Raw genomic sequence first — 18252 nt, 5'->3', positions numbered from 1 at the left:
ATAGACAATAAAAAACGGCCGCAAGCGGCCGTTTGAACGCCAATGGGCGGGTTACTTTTTTTCGTGTTCCTGCGGGAACACCAGGTTCAGCACGATGGCGGTAATGCCGCCGGCGGCGATACCGGAAGAGAGCAGGGTTTTCAGCCAGTCCGGCGCGAACTGCAGGATCAGCGGCTGCTGGGAGACGCCCATGCCGACGGCCAGCGACAGCGCCATGATCATGATAGCGCGCCGGTTCAGGCGTTCGCGCGACACGATGCGCACGCCGGAGGCGGCGATGGTGCCGAACATCACGATGGTCGCGCCGCCCAGTACCGGCTCGGGGATGTGCTGCACGAAGCCGGCCACCGCCGGGAACAGCCCCAGCGCGATCAGCATCAGCGCCACCACGAAGCCGACGTAGCGGCTGGCGACGCCGGTCAGCTGGATCACGCCGTTGTTCTGGCCGAAGCAGGAGTTGGGGAAGGTGTTGAACACCGCCGACAGCATCGAGTTCAGGCCGTTGGCCAGTACGCCCCCTTTCAGACGCTTCATGTACAGCGGCCCGCTGACCGGTTGTTCGGAGACGTCAGAGGTGGCGGTGATGTCGCCGATGGTTTCCAGCGAGGTGACCATAAAGATCAGCATCAGCGGCAGCAACAGGTTCCAGTCGAAGCCCAGGCCGTAATAGAGCGGCGTTGGAATGGTAATCGCCGCCGTCGGTGCCGCCGGAGCGTCGGTGGGCAGCATGTCCATCGCCCAGGCCAGCAGGTAGCCGACCGCCATGGCGATCACCAGCGAAGCGACGCGCAGGTAAGGGTTGCGCTGGCGGTTCAGCAGGATGATGACCGCCAGCACCGCGCCGGCCAGCAGCAGGTTTTTCGGCGAGCCGAAGCTGTGGTCGTTCATCGCGGCATAGCCGCCGCCGATCGAGGTCAGGCCGACCTGAATCAGCGACAGGCCGATGATCATCACCACGATGCCGGAAACCAGCGGGGTGATGATGCGGCGCGCCAGATGCAGCACGCGCGACAGCAAAATTTCGGTGCAGGAGGCGACCATCAGGGTGCCGAACAGCGCGGCCATCATGGTCGGCACGTCGGCGCCGCCGTTTTTCAGCGCCAGGCCGCCCATGATCAATGGCGAAACGAAGTTGAAGCTGGTGCCCTGAATCGACAGCAGCCCGGAGCCCACCGGCCCCCAGGTTTTGATTTGCAGAATGGAAGCCAGACCGGAAGCGAACAGCGACATGCTGATGATGTGTTGGGTATCCTGCGCCGGCAGACCCAGCGCCTGGCAGATCAGCAGCGCCGGAGTGATCACCGCAACGAACATCGCCAACAGGTGCTGGCCGGCGGCAAACAGCGTTTGCGGCAGCTGCGGGCGGTCTTCGAGGCGATAAATCAGTTCGCTGGCGCGGGGTTCAGAGGCGGTTTGGCGTGCGGCATCAAGCTCGGAGGATGACATGCTCATGGTGTGGCGTTTCCAGATACGGCAAAGCAGGCATTTTAATGCGCCGCCCCGCAAAAGCAAACGGTTGCGCCTAAATATTATGTTGCCGACTTTCCCGTTTATGTCGCATTTTCATTCATTTTTTCTTGTCATCTCAGCGTTTTTTACTTCTAATCCTGCACTCATCAAGTTTAAAAACTACGTGGTTTTCTATAACTTATTATTTTTATTTGGATCTTTTCCCTTACATGGAGTACCTGGATGTTTCATCTTGATACTTATGGCACGTTAGTCGCGGCGACGCTGGTTTTGCTCCTTGGGGGCAAGTGCGTCAGAAGTATTCCTCTGCTGCGAAAATATACTATTCCCGCTCCCGTCGCCGGCGGTTTGCTGGTGGCCCTCCTGCTGTTAGTCCTGAAAAAATTCGCCAACTGGGAAATCAGCTTTGACATGTCGTTGAAGGATCCGCTGATGCTGGCCTTCTTCGCCACTATCGGCCTGAACGCCAACCTGGCGCGGTTGCGCGCCGGCGGCAAAGCGCTGATGGTATTCCTGTTCGTGGTGTTGGGGCTGCTGCTGGTGCAGAACGCCATCGGCATCGGCATGGCGAAAATGCTGGGGCTGGATCCGTTGATGGGCCTGATCGCCGGTTCGATCACCCTGTCGGGCGGCCACGGCACCGGGGCGGCCTGGAGCAAGCTGTTCATCGAGCGCTACGGCTTTGAAAACGCGACGGAAGTCGCCATGGCCTGCGCCACCTTCGGCCTGGTGCTGGGCGGCCTGATCGGCGGCCCGGTGGCGCGCTATCTGGTTAAACACTCCTCTACGCCGGAAGGCACGCCGGAAGACAGCGTGCAGCCGAGCGGCTTCGAGAAGCCGGAAAGTGGCCGCCTGATCACCTCGCTGGTGATGATTGAAACCATCGCTATGATCGCCATTTGTTTGAGCCTGGGGCAACTGATTGCCGGTCTGCTGAGCGGTACGGTGTTTGAACTGCCTAACTTCGTTTGCGTGCTGTTCGTCGGGGTGATCCTCAGCAACACGCTGGCCTTCACCGGTTTCTATACCGTGTTCGAGCGGGCGGTATCGGTGCTGGGCAACGTCAGCCTGTCGCTGTTCCTGGCGATGGCGTTGATGAGCCTGCGCCTGTGGGAGCTGGCTTCGCTGGCGCTGCCGATGCTGGCGATCCTGGCCGTACAGACGCTGGTGATGGCGCTGTACGCGATCTTCGTCACCTACCGGGTAATGGGCAAGAACTACGATGCGGCGGTGCTGGCCGCCGGCCACTGCGGCTTCGGCATGGGCGCCACGCCGACGGCGATCGCCAACATGCAAGCAATCACCGATCGCTTCGGCCCGTCGCACCTGGCATTTCTGGTGGTGCCGATGGTGGGGGCGTTCTTTATCGATATCGCCAACGCCATCGTCATCAAGCTGTATCTGCTGTTGCCGGTGTTCCCGGCGGTGGGGTGATATCGCGAGTCATCATGAGAAGGGCGCCTGCGGCGCCCTTTTTTATGCGTTAGAGTAGCGCGCCTTCTCCGGCAGCCAGCGTTCGATCAGCGCCTGGGCGTGTTCCGGGTAGTGCTGATGGAGATGGCGAGCGACGCGTTGCACTTCGGGGATCATCGCCTGGTCGCGCAACAGGTCCGCCACCTTGAATTCGGCGCTGCCGGTCTGGCGGGTGCCCAGCAGCTCGCCCGGGCCGCGGATCTCCAGATCGCGCTGCGCGATGACAAAGCCGTCGTTGCTGTCGCGCAGCACCTGCAGGCGCGTTTGCGCGGTTTTGCTCAGCGGCGTTTTGTACAGCAGCACGCAGTGTGAAGCCACCGCGCCGCGCCCTACGCGGCCGCGCAGCTGGTGCAGCTGCGCCAGGCCCAGCCGTTCCGGGTTTTCGATGATCATCAGGCTGGCGTTCGGCACGTCGACGCCGACCTCAATCACCGTGGTGGCGACCAACAGCTGCAGCTCGCCCTGTTTAAACGCCTGCATCACCGCCTGCTTTTCCTGCGCTTTCATGCGGCCGTGCACCAGCGCCACCTTCAGCTCCGGCAGCGCGGCTTTCAACTCTTCCCAGGTGGCTTCCGCCGCCTGCGCTTCCAGCAGCTCGGACTCTTCGATCAGCGTACACACCCAGTAAGCCTGTCGTCCTTCTTCCAGGCAGGCGTTTTTCACCCGTTGAATGATGTCGGCGCGGCGGGTATCGGGAATGGCGACGGTGGTCACCGGCGTACGGCCCGGCGGCAGCTCGTCGATGACCGAGGTATCGAGATCGGCATAGGCGGTCATTGCCAGCGTGCGTGGGATCGGTGTGGCGGTCATGATCAGCTGATGGGCATGGAAGCCTTGCTCTTCGCCTTTCTCCCACAGCGCCAGCCGCTGATGCACCCCGAAGCGGTGCTGCTCATCAATGATCACCAGCGCCAGGCCGTTGAACTGAACCTGCTCCTGGAAGATGGCGTGGGTGCCGACCACCATCGATACCTGGCCGCTGGCGATGGCTTCCTGCTGCGCGATGCGCGCCTTGCCTTTCTGTTTGCCCGCCAGCCAGCCGACCTCCAGCCCCAGCGGCTCGAACCACTGGCGGAAGTTGTTGGCATGCTGTTCGGCCAGCAGCTCGGTCGGCGCCATCAGCGCCACCTGCTTGCCGTGCGCGATGGCGCGCAGCGCCGCCAGCGCCGCCACCAGCGTTTTGCCGGAGCCGACGTCGCCCTGCACCAGCCGCATCATCGGGAAGTCTTTTTGCATATCGGCTTCGATGTCGGCCACCACGCGCGTTTGCGCGCCGGTTGGCGAGAACGGCAACTGGGCGAGAAAACGGTTTTTCAGCCGATCGTCCGGCAGCAGCGGCTGCGCCTGATAACTCTGCGCGCCGGCGCGCACCGCCAGCATGCTGAGGTTATGCGCCAGCAGCTCTTCGAGGATCAGACGCTTTTGCGCCGGGTGTTTGCCCAGCTCCAGATCCGCCAGCTGGATGTCCGGCGGCGGGCGATGCAGGGTGTGCAGCGCCTGCGGCAGGCTCATCAGGCCGCCGCTCAGCTCCGGCGGCAGCAGTTCGGCGATGGCGCAGGTATCCAGCAGCTCCAGCGCCTGGTCGGTCAGCTTGCGCAGCGTGGCCTGCCGCACCCCCTCGGTGGTGGGGTAGACCGGCGTCAGCGACTCCTGCAGCTCAACCTCGCTGGTTTCGCCCTGAATACGGTACTCCGGATGGATGATCTCCGCGCCGTGGTTGCCGCGTTTGATCTCGCCGTAGGCGGTCACGCGGCGGCCGGTGGCCAGGCTGTTCTTCATTGCGGCGTTGAAGTTGAAGAACCGCATGGTGAGGATGCCGGTGCCGTCGCTGATCTGGCAGGTCAGCATGCGGCGGCGGCCGAAGCTGATGTCGCTGCGCAGCACTTCCCCTTCTACCGTGGCGTAGATGCCTGGCAGCAGATCGTTGATCGGGTAGAGGCGGGTGCGGTCTTCGTAGCGCAGCGGCAGGTGCAGCAGCAGATCCTGAATGGTGTCGAGGCCAAGCTTGGCCAGTTTGCCCGCCTGGCTGGCGCCAACCCCGGAAAGCGTGGTGAGTGGGACAGCATCCAGCAGGCGGCCTTTCATTTGCGCACCGTCGCCTGCATGGCCGCCCACCATTCGGCGCTGGCGACCACCTGGCCCTGTTCGTCGATCTGCGGACGCGGCAGCCCCTTGCGCTTGGCCACGTTGGCCAGCACCGGATAGCCGCCTTCGAACAGCAGACGCTGCTGCTCTTCTTCGTCCAGCATGCTGTTGTCGCGGCGATACAGGCCGGCGTTTTGCCGCTGGCGCTGCGCCTCATACAGGATCAGCGCCGAAGCCACGGAGACGTTGAGCGATTGCACCATGCCGATCATCGGAATGACGATGTCTTGATCGGCGAGCGCCAGCGCTTCTTCGGTGATGCCGGTTTTTTCCTGGCCGAGCAGCACGCAGGTTGGCCGAGTGTAGTCCACCTCGCGGAAATCGACCGCGCGCGCAGACAGGTTGGTGGCCAGAATTTGCATGCCCTGCGCTTTCAGGTGACCGACCGCGTCGCCGATGGAACGATGGGTCTTGACGCTGACCCAGCTGTTGCTGCCGGCGGCGGAGGAAACCAGGGTGCGCATGCGGGTGGTGGGCCACACGGCGTGGACCTGATGCACGCCGACGGCGTCGGCGGTGCGGATAATGGCGGAGACGTTATGCGGTTTGTGCACTTGCTCCAGGCAGACCGTCAAATCCGGCTGCCGGGTCGCGAGCATTTCACAAATCCGCGCATAGCGTTCAGGACTCATAAGCGCTAGTTTCGGTTGCGGTTAACTTTGATCACATCCGGCATGATACGGATTTTACGCATAATGTTTGCCAAATGGATGCGATCGCGGGTGGTCAAGCGGATAAAGGCGCTATAAACCCGACCGTCTTTCTCTTCGGTGTTCAGGCTCTGAATATTGGATTCGGCCGCGTTGATCGCCGCCGTCAGGTTGGCCAGCGCGCCCTGGTGGTTAAACATATCCACCTTGATCTCGGCGATGAACTCCTGCTCGGTCTCTTTATCCCACTCGACCGCCATGAACTTCTCAGGCTCTTTCTGATAGCCGCGAATATTGCGGCAGGATTCATGGTGGATCACCAGCCCTTTGCCCGGGCTGACGTGAGCGATAATCGGGTCGCCCGGAATCGGACGGCAGCACTTGGCGAAGGTGATCAACACGCCGTCGGCGCCCTTGATGGCCAGGTTGCGCACGCCGGAGGTGGTGCCCAGGCTGGACTGATCGCCCTGCAGGTTCTTCGCCACCACTACGCTCATGGCGTTGCCGAGGCCGATTTCCGCCAGCAGATCGTCCAGCGTCGCCAGCTTCATGCGGTCCAGCTCGTGCTGAATGTTTTCCTGCGGGATTTCGGCCAGCTTGCGGCTGCCGCCCAACGCATGGTTGAGCAGACGGCGGCCGAGGCCGACGGAGTCGTCGCGCTTGAGGTTCTTCAACATCTGGCGAATCTTGGCGCGCGCTTTCGAGCTGACCACGAAGTTCAGCCAGGCGGCGTTGGGCCGTGCGCCCGGCGCGGTGATGATCTCGACGGTCTGGCCGCTGGTCAGCGACTGCGACAGCGGGTATGGCTGACGATCGACGCGTGCGCCGACGCAGGCATGGCCGATATCGGTATGCACCGCATAGGCGAAGTCGACCGGCGTGGCGCCGGCGGGCAGCTCGACGATGCGGCCTTCCGGGGTGAAAACGTAAATCTCATCCGGGAACAGATCGGATTTAACGCTCTCGATAAATTCAAACGAACTACCGGCGCTTTGCTGCAGCTCCAGTAGGCTTTGCATCCAGCGTTGGGCGCGGATCTGCGCCGTGGTGCCGGTTTCGCCCTGTTCTCTTTCCTTGTAAGCCCAGTGCGCGGCCACCCCCATCTCAGCCATCTGATCCATGTCTTCGGTGCGGATCTGCACTTCGACCGGCACGCCGTGCGGGCCGATCAGCGAGGTATGGAGCGATTGATAGCCGTTGGCCTTGGGAATGGCGATGTAATCTTTGACCCGCCCCGGGCGCGGTTTATACAGGCTGTGCACCTGGCCGAGCACGCGGTAGCAGGTATCGACCTCTTTTACGATCACCCGGAACGCGTAGATATCCATGATGGAATGGAAACGCTGTTCTTTCAGGTGCATCTTGAGGTAGATGGAGTAGAGGTGTTTTTCCCGCCCGCTGACACGGCAGGCGATGCCGGCCTCGGTCAGCCGCCCTTCGATCTCGGAGAGGATTTTTTGAATCATCTCTTTGCGGTTGCCGCGCGCGGCTTTCACCACTTCCTTGATCACGCGATAACGGTTCGGGTACAGCGCCTCGAAGCCCAGCTCTTCCAGCTCGGTTTTCAGGTGATGAATACCCAGACGGTGGGCGAGGGGGCTGTAGATTTCCAGGGTTTCACGCGCGATGCGCCGGCGTTTGTCGGGGCGCAGCGAACCGAGGGTGCGCATGTTGTGCGTACGGTCGGCCAGCTTGATCAGCACGACGCGGATATCCTGCACCATCGCCATGATCATCTTGCGGAAGTTTTCCGCCTGCGCTTCTTTCTTGTCCTGGAACTTCAGCTTGTCGAGCTTGGAGACGCCCTCAACCAGTTCGGCGACGCTCTTGCCGAACAGCTGTTCCATATCTTGATAGGTGGCTGGGGTGTCTTCGATGACGTCGTGCAGCAACGCCGCCATCAGCGTCTCGTGATCGAGACGCATTTCCGCCAGGATGCAGGCCACGGCGACCGGGTGAGTAATGTAGGGCTCACCGCTGGAGCGTGTCTGGCCCTCGTGCGCGTCGCGCGCGACGAGGTATGCCTGTTTGAGGCGCTTAATCTGCTCCTCGGGCAGGTAACGTTGAATCAGCAGATTCAGGCTTTCAAACAGGTACAAGGCGGACTCGCAGTCTAATTAACGACGACCTTCAGCAATCGCGGTAACCGCTTGAATCTCTGCGGCTTCCTGCTCTTGCTGTTCCTGGCGCTCACGCACGTCGAGGATCTGGCTGGTGATCAGGCCTTCTTCGATTTCGCGCAGGGCGATAACGGTGTACTTGTCGTTCTCTTCCGGAACCAGTGCATCTTTGCCGCCGGTCTGGATCTGACGCGCCCGACGAGCAGCGACCAACACCAGGTCAAAACGGTTACCAATTTTCTCTACAGCGTCTTGAACAGTTACGCGTGCCATATTTGTGCTACTCCACAGGTGACGAAAAGACTGGGCATGATACTGAAACTGCCTTCAGTCTGCCAATAGTTTGCTGATTAAAGCGTCATGCCGCAGCAACTGGCGGCCCAAACGCAGGCGTTCGGCGCGAATGATGGTCTTCAGATCGGACAGCGCCAGATCGAAATCATCGTTCACGATCAGGTAATCGTACTCCGCGTAATGCGTCATTTCCGCCACGGCCTGAGCCATGCGTTTGGCGATCACCTCTTCGGAATCCTGCCCGCGCCCACGCAGGCGGCGGCCCAGTTCTTCCTTCGACGGCGGCAGAATGAAGATGCTGCGCGCCTGCGGCATTTTGGCGCGGATTTGCTGCGCGCCCTGCCAGTCGATATCCAGAAACACATCCACGCCGGTCGACAAGACTTGTTCGATGGCGGCGCGCGAGGTGCCGTAATAGTTGCCGAACACTTCGGCGTGCTCAAGAAACGCGTCCTGCTCGATCATCCGGCGGAATTCGTCTTTCGAGACGAAGAAATAGTGCTCGCCGTGATTTTCACCCGGGCGACTGTCGCGCGTGGTGTGCGAAACCGAAACCTGCGTGTCGTACAGCGGTTGCGTCTTTAACAAAGCCTGAATCAGACTTGATTTACCTGCGCCACTGGGAGCAGAGACAATATAAAGCGTGCCTTGAGCCATGATGATGTTCGTTGATAACGGTTGATATGCCAAAAACAGCGGATGTGTATTTTCTCCGCACAGTATACACGGCTAACGCGCCGGGTGCAGCGTTAGCTCGCATTTTGCCCGCGGCTTTGCGTGGAAAAAGCGCCGAAAGGGCGAATTTGTGCGTCGAAGGGCGACATTTTTGCAGTTTTGGCCTCGGCGGCGGCGCGTTGCCGCCCCGAGATCAGTGATCCGGATGCTGGTAGTTGAACACCGGCAGGCCGAGGCGGAAGCGCAGGGCGATAAGACGCGCGCTCAGGCCGGCGACCAAGGTGAGGATCACCACCAGATTGTGCGGCAGGCTAAGGTGCTGCAGGCCGATATACAGCCAGGCGGCGCTGAAGGAGATGCCGGCGTAGATCTCCTTCTGGAAAACCAGCGGGATGCGGTTGCAGAACATATCGCGCAGCACCCCGCCGAAGACGCCGGTGATCACCGCGGCGATGGCGGCAATAATGGCGCTGTGCCCCATATCCAGGGCCACCTGCGCGCCGATGATGGAGAAGACGATCAGGCCGACGGCGTCGAGCACCAGGAACAGGCGGCGCAGATGGCGCATCAGAGGAGCCACCCAGGTGGTGACGATCGCCGCTATCGCGACGATGACGATGTATTCCGGGTGTTTGACCCAGCCCAACGGAAAATGCCCGAGCAACATATCGCGCACCGACCCGCCGCCGATTGCGGTGACAGAGGCGATGATGATTACGCCGAACATGTCCATTTGGCGGCGGCCGGCCGCCAGCGCGCCGGTCATGGCTTCGGCGGTGATGCCGATGATATAAAGGATGCTCAGTAACATAAGGGGTTCACAGCGTAATTGCGTCAGAATGATGGCCGGCAGGGTAATCGCCGCCGAGGACGCGCGCCACTGAGTTTTTTTCACCGATGGCGTTTCGGATTAATATAGCTAATCCAAACTCCATTTTTATTGCCGATAACCAGCCTTTTTTAACATCTGGCTGTTAATGAAAGCATTAGAAATTTCGCGCTAATTTCCATCGCTGACTATGACTTTTGCAGCGAATCCTTCAACCGAAAAATCGAGACTGCAGATGAAAAACTCCCCGAGACTGGCCGCCGGCGCCATGGTGGCCGCCCTGCTGCTGAGCGGCTGCGTGGCGCCAGCCCACCAGGCTGTTTCCCCCGCCCCGGCTTGTCGCACCGGCGATCCGCTGGTGCAGACAACGCTCTACTTCGGCCTGAACCGGCCGGCGGGGCCGGCGATCACCGCCGCCGAGTGGCAAACCTTCGTCGATAGCCAGGTGACGCTGCGTTTTAAAGACGGGCTGACGGTGTTTGATGCCAAAGGGCAGTGGCTGGGTCACGACGGCAAGCTGGCGCGCGAGAACAGCAAGGCGCTGCTGTTGATCCATGCGCCGGGCAAAGAGAGCGAGGCGAATATCGAGGCGCTGCGCAGCGGCTATAAGCAGCAGTTTGCGCAGGATTCGGTAATGCGGGTGGATGCGCCGGTGTGCGTGGCGTTTTAAAGCGAACTCCCGGCCCTGCGGCCGGGAGTGGGGATTACAGCACCAGGCCGGCGATGGCCGCCGACAACAGGCTCACCAGCGTCGAGCCGTAAACCAGCTTCAGGCCAAAACGGGAAACCACGTTGCCTTGCTGCTCGTTCAGCCCCTTGATGGCGCCGGCGACGATGCCGATGGAGGCGAAGTTGGCGAACGACACCAGGAACACCGACAGAATGCCCAGTCCGCGCGGCGACAGCTCCGCCGCGATTTTCTTCAGCTCAATCATCGCCACGAATTCGTTGGCCACCAGTTTGGTCGCCATGATGCTGCCCGCCTTCAGGGCCTCTTCCGCCGGGATGCCGATCAGCCAGGCCAGCGGATAGAACACGTAGCCGAGGATTTGCTGGAAGCTGATGCCGAGCACCGCCGAGAACAGCGCATTGACGGCGGAGATCAGCGCGATAAAGCCGATCAGCATTGCCGCGATGATCATCGCAATTTTGAAGCCGGCCAGAATGTACTCGCCCAACATTTCGAAGAAGCTCTGATCTTCATGCAGCTTGTTCAGCTTCAGTTCCGGCTCGTCTTCGACCTGATACGGATTGATGATCGACAGGATGATGAAGGTGCTGAACATATTAAGGATCAACGCCGCCACCACGTACTGCGCGTCGATCATCGACATGTAGGCGCCGACGATGGAGAGCGATACCGTCGACATGGCGGTCGCGGCCATGGTGTACATGCGGCGCGGCGAGATGTCGCCGATGATGCCCTTGTAGGCGATGAAGTTCTCCGACTGCCCCAGCACCAGCGTGCTGACGGCGTTGAACGATTCCAGCTTGCCCATGCCGTTGACCTTGGACAGCAGGGTGCCCACCAGGCGGATGATCAGCGGCAGGATGCGGAAATGCTGCAAAATGCCGATCAGGGCGGAAATAAAGATGATAGGGCACAAAACGCCGAGGAAGATAAACGCCAGGCCATCTTTGCTCATGCCGCCGAACACGAACTCCGACCCTTGTGCGGCGTAGGCGAGCAGGGTGTCGAAGAAGCCGGCGACGTGTTTGATCACGCTGAGCCCGCTGGCGGAGTGCAGGAAGAAATAGGCCAGCGCGCCTTCGATCACCAACAGCTGGATGATATAGCGCAGGCGGATTTTCTTGCGATTATTGCTGACCAGCAGCGCCAGGGCGATGATCACCACCAGGGCCATAATAAATTGCAGAATTTGTGGCATAAACGGTCCGTACGGTTCACGGGCAGGAAAAAAACACATTTAGCCACAGCATCGCCGTCCTTTCATTACCTTGCGTGATAATTAGAACAAAATACTTATGGCGTGCGGGATATCTTGCCGATTGTCATCCGCACGCGCTGCTCGGCAGTTTTTCATAAGCCCCCGAAGTGCCTTAGTGAGCCGTCTTCCATGATGCCTGCCGGCTCGCAGCCTGATGCAACCACCGTCCCGCACGTTCAGGCACCTGGAATCTGGCTCGCAATGGGCGATTTTTCATGGCGCAAAGCGTGGCTTTCTTGGCTGAGGAAGAGAAACATGTTTGGACAAGGCGCCGGTCGCGATCGGCGCGCATTTTATCGAACAAGGAGGCGAACGATGAATATCGGCATGTTGCTCAGGGCGCTGGCCAACGGCGTTAATCCCGACACCGGCGAGCTATTGAGACCGGCTTCAGCGGCCTGCGCGCCGGAGGCTATCCGCCTGCTGTTCGCGTTGGCCGACGAGTTTGACGGTGAATCTGAACTGCAGAAAAAAGCCAGGCTGACGCCGGAAGAAAAGCGGCAGAAGAATCTGGCCGAGGGCCGGCCGGCCAATGCCTACTTCCCCTGGCCGGAAGAAGAAAAACTGCGGCTGCGCGAGAGCCATGCGGCCGGGGCGACGCTGGAGGCGCTGAGCGATGAGTTCGAGCGTTCAACCTGGAGCATTGCGGTGCAACTGCAGAAAATGGGGTTGATCGGTGAGGAACAGGCGGCCGCCTATCGCTGATCTATAGCCATAAAAAAGCCCGCGTGGCGCGGGCTTGATGGCGTGCGGAGCGGATCACTCGATGTTCTGGATCTGCTCGCGCATCTGTTCGATCAGCACCTTCAGCTCGATGGCGGAGGCGGTGACGTCGGCATTGATTGACTTGGAGGCCAGGGTGTTCGATTCGCGGTTGAATTCCTGCATCATAAAGTCGAGGCGGCGGCCGACGGCTTCTTTCTTCTTCAGGATGTTGTGCGTCTCTTTCACGTGCGCTTCCAGGCGGTCCAGCTCTTCGGCGACATCGATGCGCTGCGCCATCAGCACCAGCTCTTGCTCCAGGCGAGTGTTTTCCAGCTGCACCTGCGCCTCTTCCAGCTTGCTGACCAGGCGCTCGCGCTGCCATTGCAGGATGTTCGGCATCTGTGCGCGCACTTTGACCACTTCGGCGCTGACGCCGTCGAGGCGCTGTTCGATCAGCGTTTTCAGCGCGGCGCCTTCGCTTTCGCGTGCGACGATAAAGTCATCCAGCGCGCCGTCCAGCGCCTTCATCAGCTCGGCGCTGATGGCGTCCAGATCCTGCTCCTGCGCGGACATCACGCCCGGCCAGCGCAGCACGTCGATCGGGTTGATTTCCCCTTCGTCGCTCTGCATTTTCACCCAGTTGGCGGCTTCGACCAGCTGTTTGGCCAGTTTTTCGTTCAGGATCAGCGAGCTTTGCGCGCTTGGATCCAGTTCAAAACGCAGGTTGCATTCGACTTTGCCGCGGGTCAGGCGGCCACGGATACGTTCACGGATCACCGGCTCCAGGCTGCGGAATTGTTCCGGCAGGCGGATGTAGGTTTCTAAGTAGCGCTGGTTAACGGAACGCAGCTCCCAGGCTGCGCTGCCCCATTCACCCTTGATTTCACGCCGGGCGTAGGCGGTCATGCTGCGGATCATTGATGCGTACCCGTAATAGGAAAAGATGGGGCGATTATAGCGTCGCGGCTGCGGGCAGGATAGGCATTACGTCACGAAGCCCGTATAATGCGCAGCCAATAGTTGATTTGAAGCCGGAGAGAGCCCATGCGTCCTGCAGGCAGAGCACCACAGCAAGTTCGCCCCCTGACACTGACCCGTCACTATACCAAACACGCTGAAGGTTCAGTGCTGGTTGAGTTTGGCGATACCAAAGTCTTGTGCACCGCCACGGTAGAAGAGGGCGTTCCGCGCTTCCTGAAAGGCCAGGGGCAAGGTTGGATCACCGCCGAGTACGGCATGCTGCCGCGCTCCACCCACAGCCGCAACGCCCGTGAAGCCGCCAAAGGCAAACAGGGTGGCCGCACGCTGGAGATCCAGCGCCTGATCGCCCGTTCGCTGCGCGCCGCGGTGGATCTGAAAAAGCTCGGTGAATTCACCATCACTCTCGACTGCGACGTACTGCAGGCCGACGGCGGTACCCGCACCGCTTCCATCTCCGGCGCCTGCGTGGCGCTGGCCGATGCACTGAACACCCTGGTGGCCAACGGTAAGCTGAAAGCCAATCCGATGAAGGGCATGGTGGCGGCGGTTTCCGTCGGCATCGTCAACGGCGAAGCGCTGTGCGATCTGGAGTATGTGGAAGATTCCGCGGCGGAAACCGACATGAACGTGGTGATGATGGAAGACGGCCGCATGATTGAAGTGCAGGGCACCGCCGAAGGCGAGCCGTTCAGCCACGATGAGCTGTTGGCGCTATTGGCGCTGGCCCGAGGGGGCATCGAAACCATCTTCCAGGCGCAGAAAGCGGCGCTGGCGGACTAATTTTTCAAGGCGACTGAGAAGTCGCCTTTTTTATGCCCGCCGATCGGGCGGCAGTAATGATAAGACCCAAGCAGATTCAGACGAGGAGAAGCAGTAATGAAAGCCTATCAGCGCCAGTTTATCGAGTTCGCGCTTAACAAGCAGGTATTGAAATTCGGCGAGTTCACCCTGAAATCCGGCCGCACCAGCCCGTATTTCTTCAACGCCGGTCTGTTTAATACCGGGCGCGATCTTGCGTTGTTGGGGCGCTTCTACGCCGAAGCCCTGATGGATTCCGGCATCGATTTCGATCTGCTGTTTGGCCCGGCCTATAAAGGCATTCCTATCGCCACCACCACGGCGGTTGCGCTGGCGGAACACCATGAGCGCGACGTGCCTTACTGCTTTAACCGCAAGGAAGCCAAGACCCACGGCGAGGGCGGTTCGCTGGTGGGCAGCCCGCTGCAGGGCCGCGTGATGCTGGTGGACGATGTGATCACCGCCGGTACCGCGATCCGTGAGTCGATGGAAATCATCGGCGCCAGCGGCGCTTCGTTGGCGGGCGTGCTGATCTCCCTCGACCGCCAGGAACGCGGCCGCGCGGACATCTCCGCCATTCAGGAAGTGGAACGCGACTACCACTGCAAGGTGATTTCGATCGTGACGCTGAAGGATCTGATCGCCTATCTGGAAGAGAAACCGGAAATGGCGGACCACCTGGCGGCGGTGCGCGCTTACCGCGAGCAGTACGGGATATAAGTAAAAACGCCGGGCATGCCCGGCGTTATCGTTATTGCAGCTGGGCCGCCAGGAGCGGCCAGCGGGCGTCGAATTCCTGCGTTGGACGATAGCGGAATTCCGAACGCACATAGCGCGACAACATGCCTTCGCAGAAGGCCAGCAGCTGGCTGGCCAGCAGCGTTTCATCGACGATAAAGCCTTTGCCTTCGCGCAATTTGCGCTCTTTCAGCACCTGACGCAGCTGCGCCTCGATGCGTTCGAACAGCTGGTTGATGCGGCCCTGCAGGCGATCCTGTTCAAACATCAGCGCGTGGCCGGTCATGATGCGCGTCAGCCCCGGGTTGCGTTCTGCAAAGCCCAGAATCAGCAGTAAAATCAGGCGCAGACGATTAAACGTCTCTTTCTCGTCCTGCAAGATCAGGTTGATGCGGGTGATCAGGCTGTCTTCGATAAACTCGATCAGACTGTCGAACATCCGTGTCTTGCTGGGGAAATGCCGGTACAGCGCAGCTTCAGAAACACCCACGTTCGCGGCGAGCTTGGCGGTGGTAATGCGCTGGCTGCCGTCGCTGGATTCCAGCATCTGGGCTAACGCCTGCAATATTTCCTCGCGCCGATTCCTTTTCGTATTTTCTTTTTCTGCCATGTCTGATTAGACCCTTGCTAAAACTTAACTGACGGAAACCCGGGCACCGGCCGCTGCAGAGCAGGCTCTGTGCGGCTTATGTGATAGCTTTTTTACGATGCTGGGGTCAGCGGCCTTAACGGCCTTTTTCCGCGCTGCCTGGTGTGCGCTGCAATTGTCGCGGTAAAACCTTGCCGCAGAGACATCCTTCTCCCCGGAAAGGCAAGGTTCAGGCGACGTTTCCCTGCCGGCCATCGTGCATTGGGTGGCGCTTAGTGGCGCCCCGAGTGGCCGAAGCCGCCTTCGCCGCGCTCGCTGCTGTCGAACTCTTCCACCAGGTTGAACTCGGCCTGCACCACCGGCACGAAGACCATCTGCGCGATGCGTTCGCCCGGTTCGATAGTGAATGACTTCTGGCCGCGGTTCCAGACCGACACCATCAGCTGGCCCTGATAATCGGAGTCGATCAGGCCGACCAGATTGCCCAGCACGACGCCGTGCTTATGGCCCAGGCCTGAGCGCGGCAGGATCACCGCCGCCAGGCCGGCGTCGGCGATATGGATCGCGAGACCGGTAGGCAGCAGCGTGGTTTCACCCGGCGCCAGCTCCACCGCGCTGTCCAGGCAGGCGCGCAGGTCGAGACCGGCGGAGCCCGGAGTGGCGTAGGTCGGTAGCGGGAAATCCTGACCGATGCGCGGGTCGAGGATCTTAACGTCGATTTTTTTCATCATAACGGCTGACTATCTCGTCTATTAAACGTTGGCCAAGGAGTGCCTTGTCGCTCAGCGCCAGGCGTTTCTCTCCATCCTGCCAAAAAAGGTGCAGGGCATTGGTGTCGCTGTTGAACCCGTGCTCTGCGAGCGATACATCGTTAGCGCAAATCAAATCCAGCTTCTTACGCGCCAGTTTTTGCCGCGCGTATTCTTCCACATTCTGGGTTTCGGCGGCAAACCCCACGACAAACGGTCGATTTTTGGTCATCGCCGCCACGCCGGCGACGATATCGGGGTTTTTTACCATCTTGAGGACGATTTCATCACCCTGTTTTTTTATTTTTTCATCGGCGATCCGCTCGGGACGGTAGTCGGCTACGGCGGCGCAGGAGATGAAAATCTGCTGCTGAGCGGCGCGCTGTTGCACCGCCTGTTCCATCTCCAGCGCGCTGGTGACGTCCACGCGTGTGACCTTCGGCGGCGTCGGCAGGCTCACCGGCCCGGCGATCAGCGTCACCTGCGCGCCGCGGGCGGCGGCGGCGCGGGCGATGGCGAAGCCCATTTTGCCGGAGCTGTGATTGCTGATGAAGCGTACCGGATCCAGCGCTTCGCGCGTCGGGCCGGCGGTGATCATAACCTGCAAATGTTGCAGATCCTGCGGGGCGGAGAAATGACCGTTCGCCAGCTCGACGATGTCCAGCGGATCCAGCATGCGGCCCGGGCCGACGTCGCCGCAGGCCTGGCTGCCGCTGTCCGGCCCCCAGAGCAGCATGCCGCGCGCCTGCAGCGTTTGCAGGTTGGCCTGCGTGGCGGCGGCGCGATACATCTGCTGGTTCATGGCGGGGGCGGCGGCGATAGGGGCGTCGGTCGCCAGGCAGACGGTAGTCAGCAGATCGTTGGCCATGCCGGCGGCGACGCGCGCCAGCAGATCGGCGGTCGCCGGCGCCAGAATCACCAGATCCGCCCATTTGCCGAGTTCGATGTGGCCCATGGCGGCTTCGGCGGCGGGATCCAACAGATCGTCGGACACCGGGTGGCCGGAAACGGCCTGCAGCGTCAGCGGCGTAATGAACGCCTTGGCGGCGTGGGTCATCACCACGCGCACTTCCGCGCCCCTGTCGCGCAGGCGGCGCACCAGCTCTGGGCATTTGTAGGCGGCGATGCCGCCGCTGATGCCAAGCACAATATGTTTGCCGGAAAGTCCCGTCATCATCATTGTCCGATTGAAAGCCGAAAGATGCGCCATTTTAGCATATCCGCCGTTCAGGTGAGCGATTCCGCAATGGCTGCAGGGCGTTACATTGTGCTTTGCGAAACACTTCGCAATGTTATCAAACACCTGTCGAACGCGCCGGGGGGCGCATGGCATGCTGTAGCCCTTTCAGGGAGGAACACGATGAGCAACCCGACTGTGGCGTGCTGGCCGGGCGCGCTGGCGCCGCGTGAAAAGCTGTTGATGCAGGGGGCCGCGGCGCTGTCCGACGCAGAGCTGTTGGCCATTTTCTTGCGCACCGGGTTGCCCGGCGTGCACGTAATGCAGCTGGCGGAGCAGCTGCTGCGCCGATTCGGCTCGCTTTACCATCTGATGTCGGCCGATCATCAGGCGTTTTGCAGTCAAAAAGGCCTGGGCGACGCCAGCTATACGCAGCTGCAGGCGATTGCCGAGCTGGCGCTTCGCTTCTTTTCCAGCCATCTCTCGCAGGAAAACGCCATGCTTAACCCGCGCGTCACCCAGCATTATCTGCAAAGCCTGCTGGCGCATCGTGAGCGAGAGGTCTTTTTGGTATTGTTTTTAGACAATCAGCATCGGGTTATTCGCCATCAGGAGATGTTTGCTGGTACCATCAGCAGCGTCGTCGTCTACCCGAGAGAAATTGTGCGTGAAGCGTTGAAGGCTAATGCCGCCGCGCTGATTCTCGCGCATAATCACCCCTCGGGTAAGGCTGAACCCAGTCATGCCGATCGTTTGATAACTGAACAGGTGGTGAAAGCCTGCCAGTTATTGGAGATCCGAGTGCTCGATCATTTGGTGATCGGTCGGGGTGAATGCGTCTCTTTTGCCGAGCGCGGATGGCTTTAAGCGATTTTTTCGCGATCCTTGTGGGATCTTTAGCTGTTCGGGA

At 60.5% G+C, this 18252-nt stretch carries 18 protein-coding genes; 6 read left to right on the top strand and 12 right to left on the bottom strand.

Annotated elements, in window-relative coordinates:
• Nucleotides 1-51: 51 nt before the first annotated feature.
• On the bottom strand, nt 52-1452 hold the full coding sequence (locus ACSBQS_RS23905) for a nucleobase:cation symporter-2 family protein (protein WP_434991370.1): 1401 nt from the start codon (nt 1450-1452) through the stop codon (nt 52-54).
• A gap of 240 nt (nt 1453-1692) precedes the next feature.
• Here ACSBQS_RS23905 and gltS point away from each other — a divergent pair, with 240 nt between their 5' ends.
• Nucleotides 1693-2904, top strand: coding sequence for a sodium/glutamate symporter (gltS, locus tag ACSBQS_RS23900; protein WP_033645177.1), 1212 nt, complete (start codon nt 1693-1695; stop codon nt 2902-2904).
• A 42-nt stretch (nt 2905-2946) separates the two neighbouring features.
• On the opposite strand, the gene recG is transcribed toward gltS, so the two are convergent.
• From recG to ACSBQS_RS23870, 6 genes are all read right to left on the bottom strand, one after another.
• On the bottom strand, nt 2947-5028 hold the full coding sequence (gene recG / locus ACSBQS_RS23895; protein WP_033645178.1) for an ATP-dependent DNA helicase RecG: 2082 nt from the start codon (nt 5026-5028) through the stop codon (nt 2947-2949).
• A complete protein-coding gene (trmH, locus tag ACSBQS_RS23890) occupies nt 5025-5720 on the bottom strand; it encodes a tRNA (guanosine(18)-2'-O)-methyltransferase TrmH (protein ID WP_041037384.1) in 696 nt (231 codons plus the stop codon). Before trmH ends, recG begins: the two co-directional genes overlap by 4 nt.
• A gap of 5 nt (nt 5721-5725) precedes the next feature.
• Nucleotides 5726-7837, bottom strand: a complete 2112-nt coding sequence (gene spoT / locus ACSBQS_RS23885; protein WP_015379445.1) for a bifunctional GTP diphosphokinase/guanosine-3',5'-bis pyrophosphate 3'-pyrophosphohydrolase — start codon at nt 7835-7837, stop codon at nt 5726-5728.
• Between the two features lie 18 nt (nt 7838-7855).
• Nucleotides 7856-8131 carry a DNA-directed RNA polymerase subunit omega gene (rpoZ, locus tag ACSBQS_RS23880; RefSeq protein WP_004931221.1) on the bottom strand — a complete coding sequence of 92 codons (276 nt, stop codon included), beginning with the start codon at nt 8129-8131 and terminating at the stop codon, nt 7856-7858.
• A gap of 54 nt (nt 8132-8185) precedes the next feature.
• A complete protein-coding gene (gene gmk / locus ACSBQS_RS23875) occupies nt 8186-8809 on the bottom strand; it encodes a guanylate kinase (protein WP_033636481.1) in 624 nt (207 codons plus the stop codon).
• 211 nt (nt 8810-9020) lie between these two features.
• The gene (locus ACSBQS_RS23870) at nt 9021-9638 is read right to left on the bottom strand and encodes a trimeric intracellular cation channel family protein (RefSeq protein WP_025304704.1); all 618 of its coding nucleotides are present in this window, start codon (nt 9636-9638) and stop codon (nt 9021-9023) included.
• Between the two features lie 253 nt (nt 9639-9891).
• Here ACSBQS_RS23870 and ACSBQS_RS23865 point away from each other — a divergent pair, with 253 nt between their 5' ends.
• Nucleotides 9892-10326, top strand: coding sequence for a DUF3574 domain-containing protein (locus tag ACSBQS_RS23865; RefSeq protein WP_434991369.1), 435 nt, complete (start codon nt 9892-9894; stop codon nt 10324-10326).
• Between the two features lie 34 nt (nt 10327-10360).
• On the opposite strand, the gene ACSBQS_RS23860 is transcribed toward ACSBQS_RS23865, so the two are convergent.
• The gene (locus ACSBQS_RS23860; RefSeq protein ID WP_004931212.1) at nt 10361-11545 is read right to left on the bottom strand and encodes a NupC/NupG family nucleoside CNT transporter; all 1185 of its coding nucleotides are present in this window, start codon (nt 11543-11545) and stop codon (nt 10361-10363) included.
• 375 nt (nt 11546-11920) lie between these two features.
• Between ACSBQS_RS23860 and ACSBQS_RS23855 the strand changes: the two genes are divergently transcribed.
• Complete coding sequence (locus ACSBQS_RS23855) at nt 11921-12310, top strand: hypothetical protein (protein ID WP_197790825.1); 390 nt, start codon at nt 11921-11923, stop codon at nt 12308-12310.
• Nucleotides 12311-12364: 54 nt separating this feature from the next.
• Here ACSBQS_RS23855 and ACSBQS_RS23850 read toward each other — a convergent pair whose 3' ends face one another.
• Nucleotides 12365-13228 (bottom strand): YicC/YloC family endoribonuclease, encoded by an 864-nt coding sequence (locus ACSBQS_RS23850; RefSeq protein ID WP_033652259.1) that lies wholly within the window; start codon nt 13226-13228, stop codon nt 12365-12367.
• Nucleotides 13229-13354: 126 nt separating this feature from the next.
• Here ACSBQS_RS23850 and rph point away from each other — a divergent pair, with 126 nt between their 5' ends.
• Both rph and pyrE read left to right on the top strand, forming a co-directional pair.
• The gene (rph, locus tag ACSBQS_RS23845; RefSeq protein ID WP_025160305.1) at nt 13355-14071 is read left to right on the top strand and encodes a ribonuclease PH; all 717 of its coding nucleotides are present in this window, start codon (nt 13355-13357) and stop codon (nt 14069-14071) included.
• A 96-nt stretch (nt 14072-14167) separates the two neighbouring features.
• On the top strand, nt 14168-14809 hold the full coding sequence (gene pyrE / locus ACSBQS_RS23840) for an orotate phosphoribosyltransferase (RefSeq protein WP_042785593.1): 642 nt from the start codon (nt 14168-14170) through the stop codon (nt 14807-14809).
• 31 nt (nt 14810-14840) lie between these two features.
• On the opposite strand, the gene slmA is transcribed toward pyrE, so the two are convergent.
• The 3 genes from slmA to coaBC form a co-directional block, all read right to left on the bottom strand.
• On the bottom strand, nt 14841-15437 hold the full coding sequence (gene slmA, locus ACSBQS_RS23835; RefSeq protein WP_025304700.1) for a nucleoid occlusion factor SlmA: 597 nt from the start codon (nt 15435-15437) through the stop codon (nt 14841-14843).
• Between the two features lie 251 nt (nt 15438-15688).
• The gene (dut, locus tag ACSBQS_RS23830) at nt 15689-16147 is read right to left on the bottom strand and encodes a dUTP diphosphatase (RefSeq protein ID WP_033652257.1); all 459 of its coding nucleotides are present in this window, start codon (nt 16145-16147) and stop codon (nt 15689-15691) included.
• A complete protein-coding gene (gene coaBC / locus ACSBQS_RS23825) occupies nt 16125-17342 on the bottom strand; it encodes a bifunctional phosphopantothenoylcysteine decarboxylase/phosphopantothenate--cysteine ligase CoaBC (RefSeq protein ID WP_033634306.1) in 1218 nt (405 codons plus the stop codon). Before coaBC ends, dut begins: the two co-directional genes overlap by 23 nt.
• Nucleotides 17343-17525: 183 nt before the next feature.
• Here coaBC and radC point away from each other — a divergent pair, with 183 nt between their 5' ends.
• On the top strand, nt 17526-18209 hold the full coding sequence (gene radC, locus ACSBQS_RS23820) for a RadC family protein (protein ID WP_016929682.1): 684 nt from the start codon (nt 17526-17528) through the stop codon (nt 18207-18209).
• Nucleotides 18210-18252 lie beyond the last annotated feature (43 nt).

Source organism: Serratia sp. H402Y, assembly GCF_051172415.1.
Classification (GTDB): domain Bacteria; phylum Pseudomonadota; class Gammaproteobacteria; order Enterobacterales; family Enterobacteriaceae; genus Serratia; species Serratia ureilytica.
This window is presented reverse-complemented; position numbering and strand designations above follow the sequence as displayed.

What these genes read in the sequence shown, in the direction of transcription:
- rpoZ (WP_004931221.1), bottom strand. Translation starts at nt 8,131, where the DNA reads ATGGCACGCGTAACTGTTCAAGACGCTGTAGAGAAAATTGGTAACCGT.
- gltS (WP_033645177.1), top strand. Translation starts at nt 1,693, where the DNA reads ATGTTTCATCTTGATACTTATGGCACGTTAGTCGCGGCGACGCTGGTT.
- ACSBQS_RS23865 (WP_434991369.1), top strand. Translation starts at nt 9,892, where the DNA reads ATGAAAAACTCCCCGAGACTGGCCGCCGGCGCCATGGTGGCCGCCCTG.
- gmk (WP_033636481.1), bottom strand. Translation starts at nt 8,809, where the DNA reads ATGGCTCAAGGCACGCTTTATATTGTCTCTGCTCCCAGTGGCGCAGGT.
- slmA (WP_025304700.1), bottom strand. Translation starts at nt 15,437, where the DNA reads ATGGCAGAAAAAGAAAATACGAAAAGGAATCGGCGCGAGGAAATATTG.
- trmH (WP_041037384.1), bottom strand. Translation starts at nt 5,720, where the DNA reads ATGAGTCCTGAACGCTATGCGCGGATTTGTGAAATGCTCGCGACCCGG.
- ACSBQS_RS23870 (WP_025304704.1), bottom strand. Translation starts at nt 9,638, where the DNA reads ATGTTACTGAGCATCCTTTATATCATCGGCATCACCGCCGAAGCCATG.
- pyrE (WP_042785593.1), top strand. Translation starts at nt 14,168, where the DNA reads ATGAAAGCCTATCAGCGCCAGTTTATCGAGTTCGCGCTTAACAAGCAG.
- ACSBQS_RS23905 (WP_434991370.1), bottom strand. Translation starts at nt 1,452, where the DNA reads ATGAGCATGTCATCCTCCGAGCTTGATGCCGCACGCCAAACCGCCTCT.
- recG (WP_033645178.1), bottom strand. Translation starts at nt 5,028, where the DNA reads ATGAAAGGCCGCCTGCTGGATGCTGTCCCACTCACCACGCTTTCCGGG.
- ACSBQS_RS23855 (WP_197790825.1), top strand. Translation starts at nt 11,921, where the DNA reads ATGAATATCGGCATGTTGCTCAGGGCGCTGGCCAACGGCGTTAATCCC.
- ACSBQS_RS23860 (WP_004931212.1), bottom strand. Translation starts at nt 11,545, where the DNA reads ATGCCACAAATTCTGCAATTTATTATGGCCCTGGTGGTGATCATCGCC.
- ACSBQS_RS23850 (WP_033652259.1), bottom strand. Translation starts at nt 13,228, where the DNA reads ATGATCCGCAGCATGACCGCCTACGCCCGGCGTGAAATCAAGGGTGAA.
- dut (WP_033652257.1), bottom strand. Translation starts at nt 16,147, where the DNA reads ATGATGAAAAAAATCGACGTTAAGATCCTCGACCCGCGCATCGGTCAG.
- rph (WP_025160305.1), top strand. Translation starts at nt 13,355, where the DNA reads ATGCGTCCTGCAGGCAGAGCACCACAGCAAGTTCGCCCCCTGACACTG.
- radC (WP_016929682.1), top strand. Translation starts at nt 17,526, where the DNA reads ATGAGCAACCCGACTGTGGCGTGCTGGCCGGGCGCGCTGGCGCCGCGT.
- coaBC (WP_033634306.1), bottom strand. Translation starts at nt 17,342, where the DNA reads ATGATGACGGGACTTTCCGGCAAACATATTGTGCTTGGCATCAGCGGC.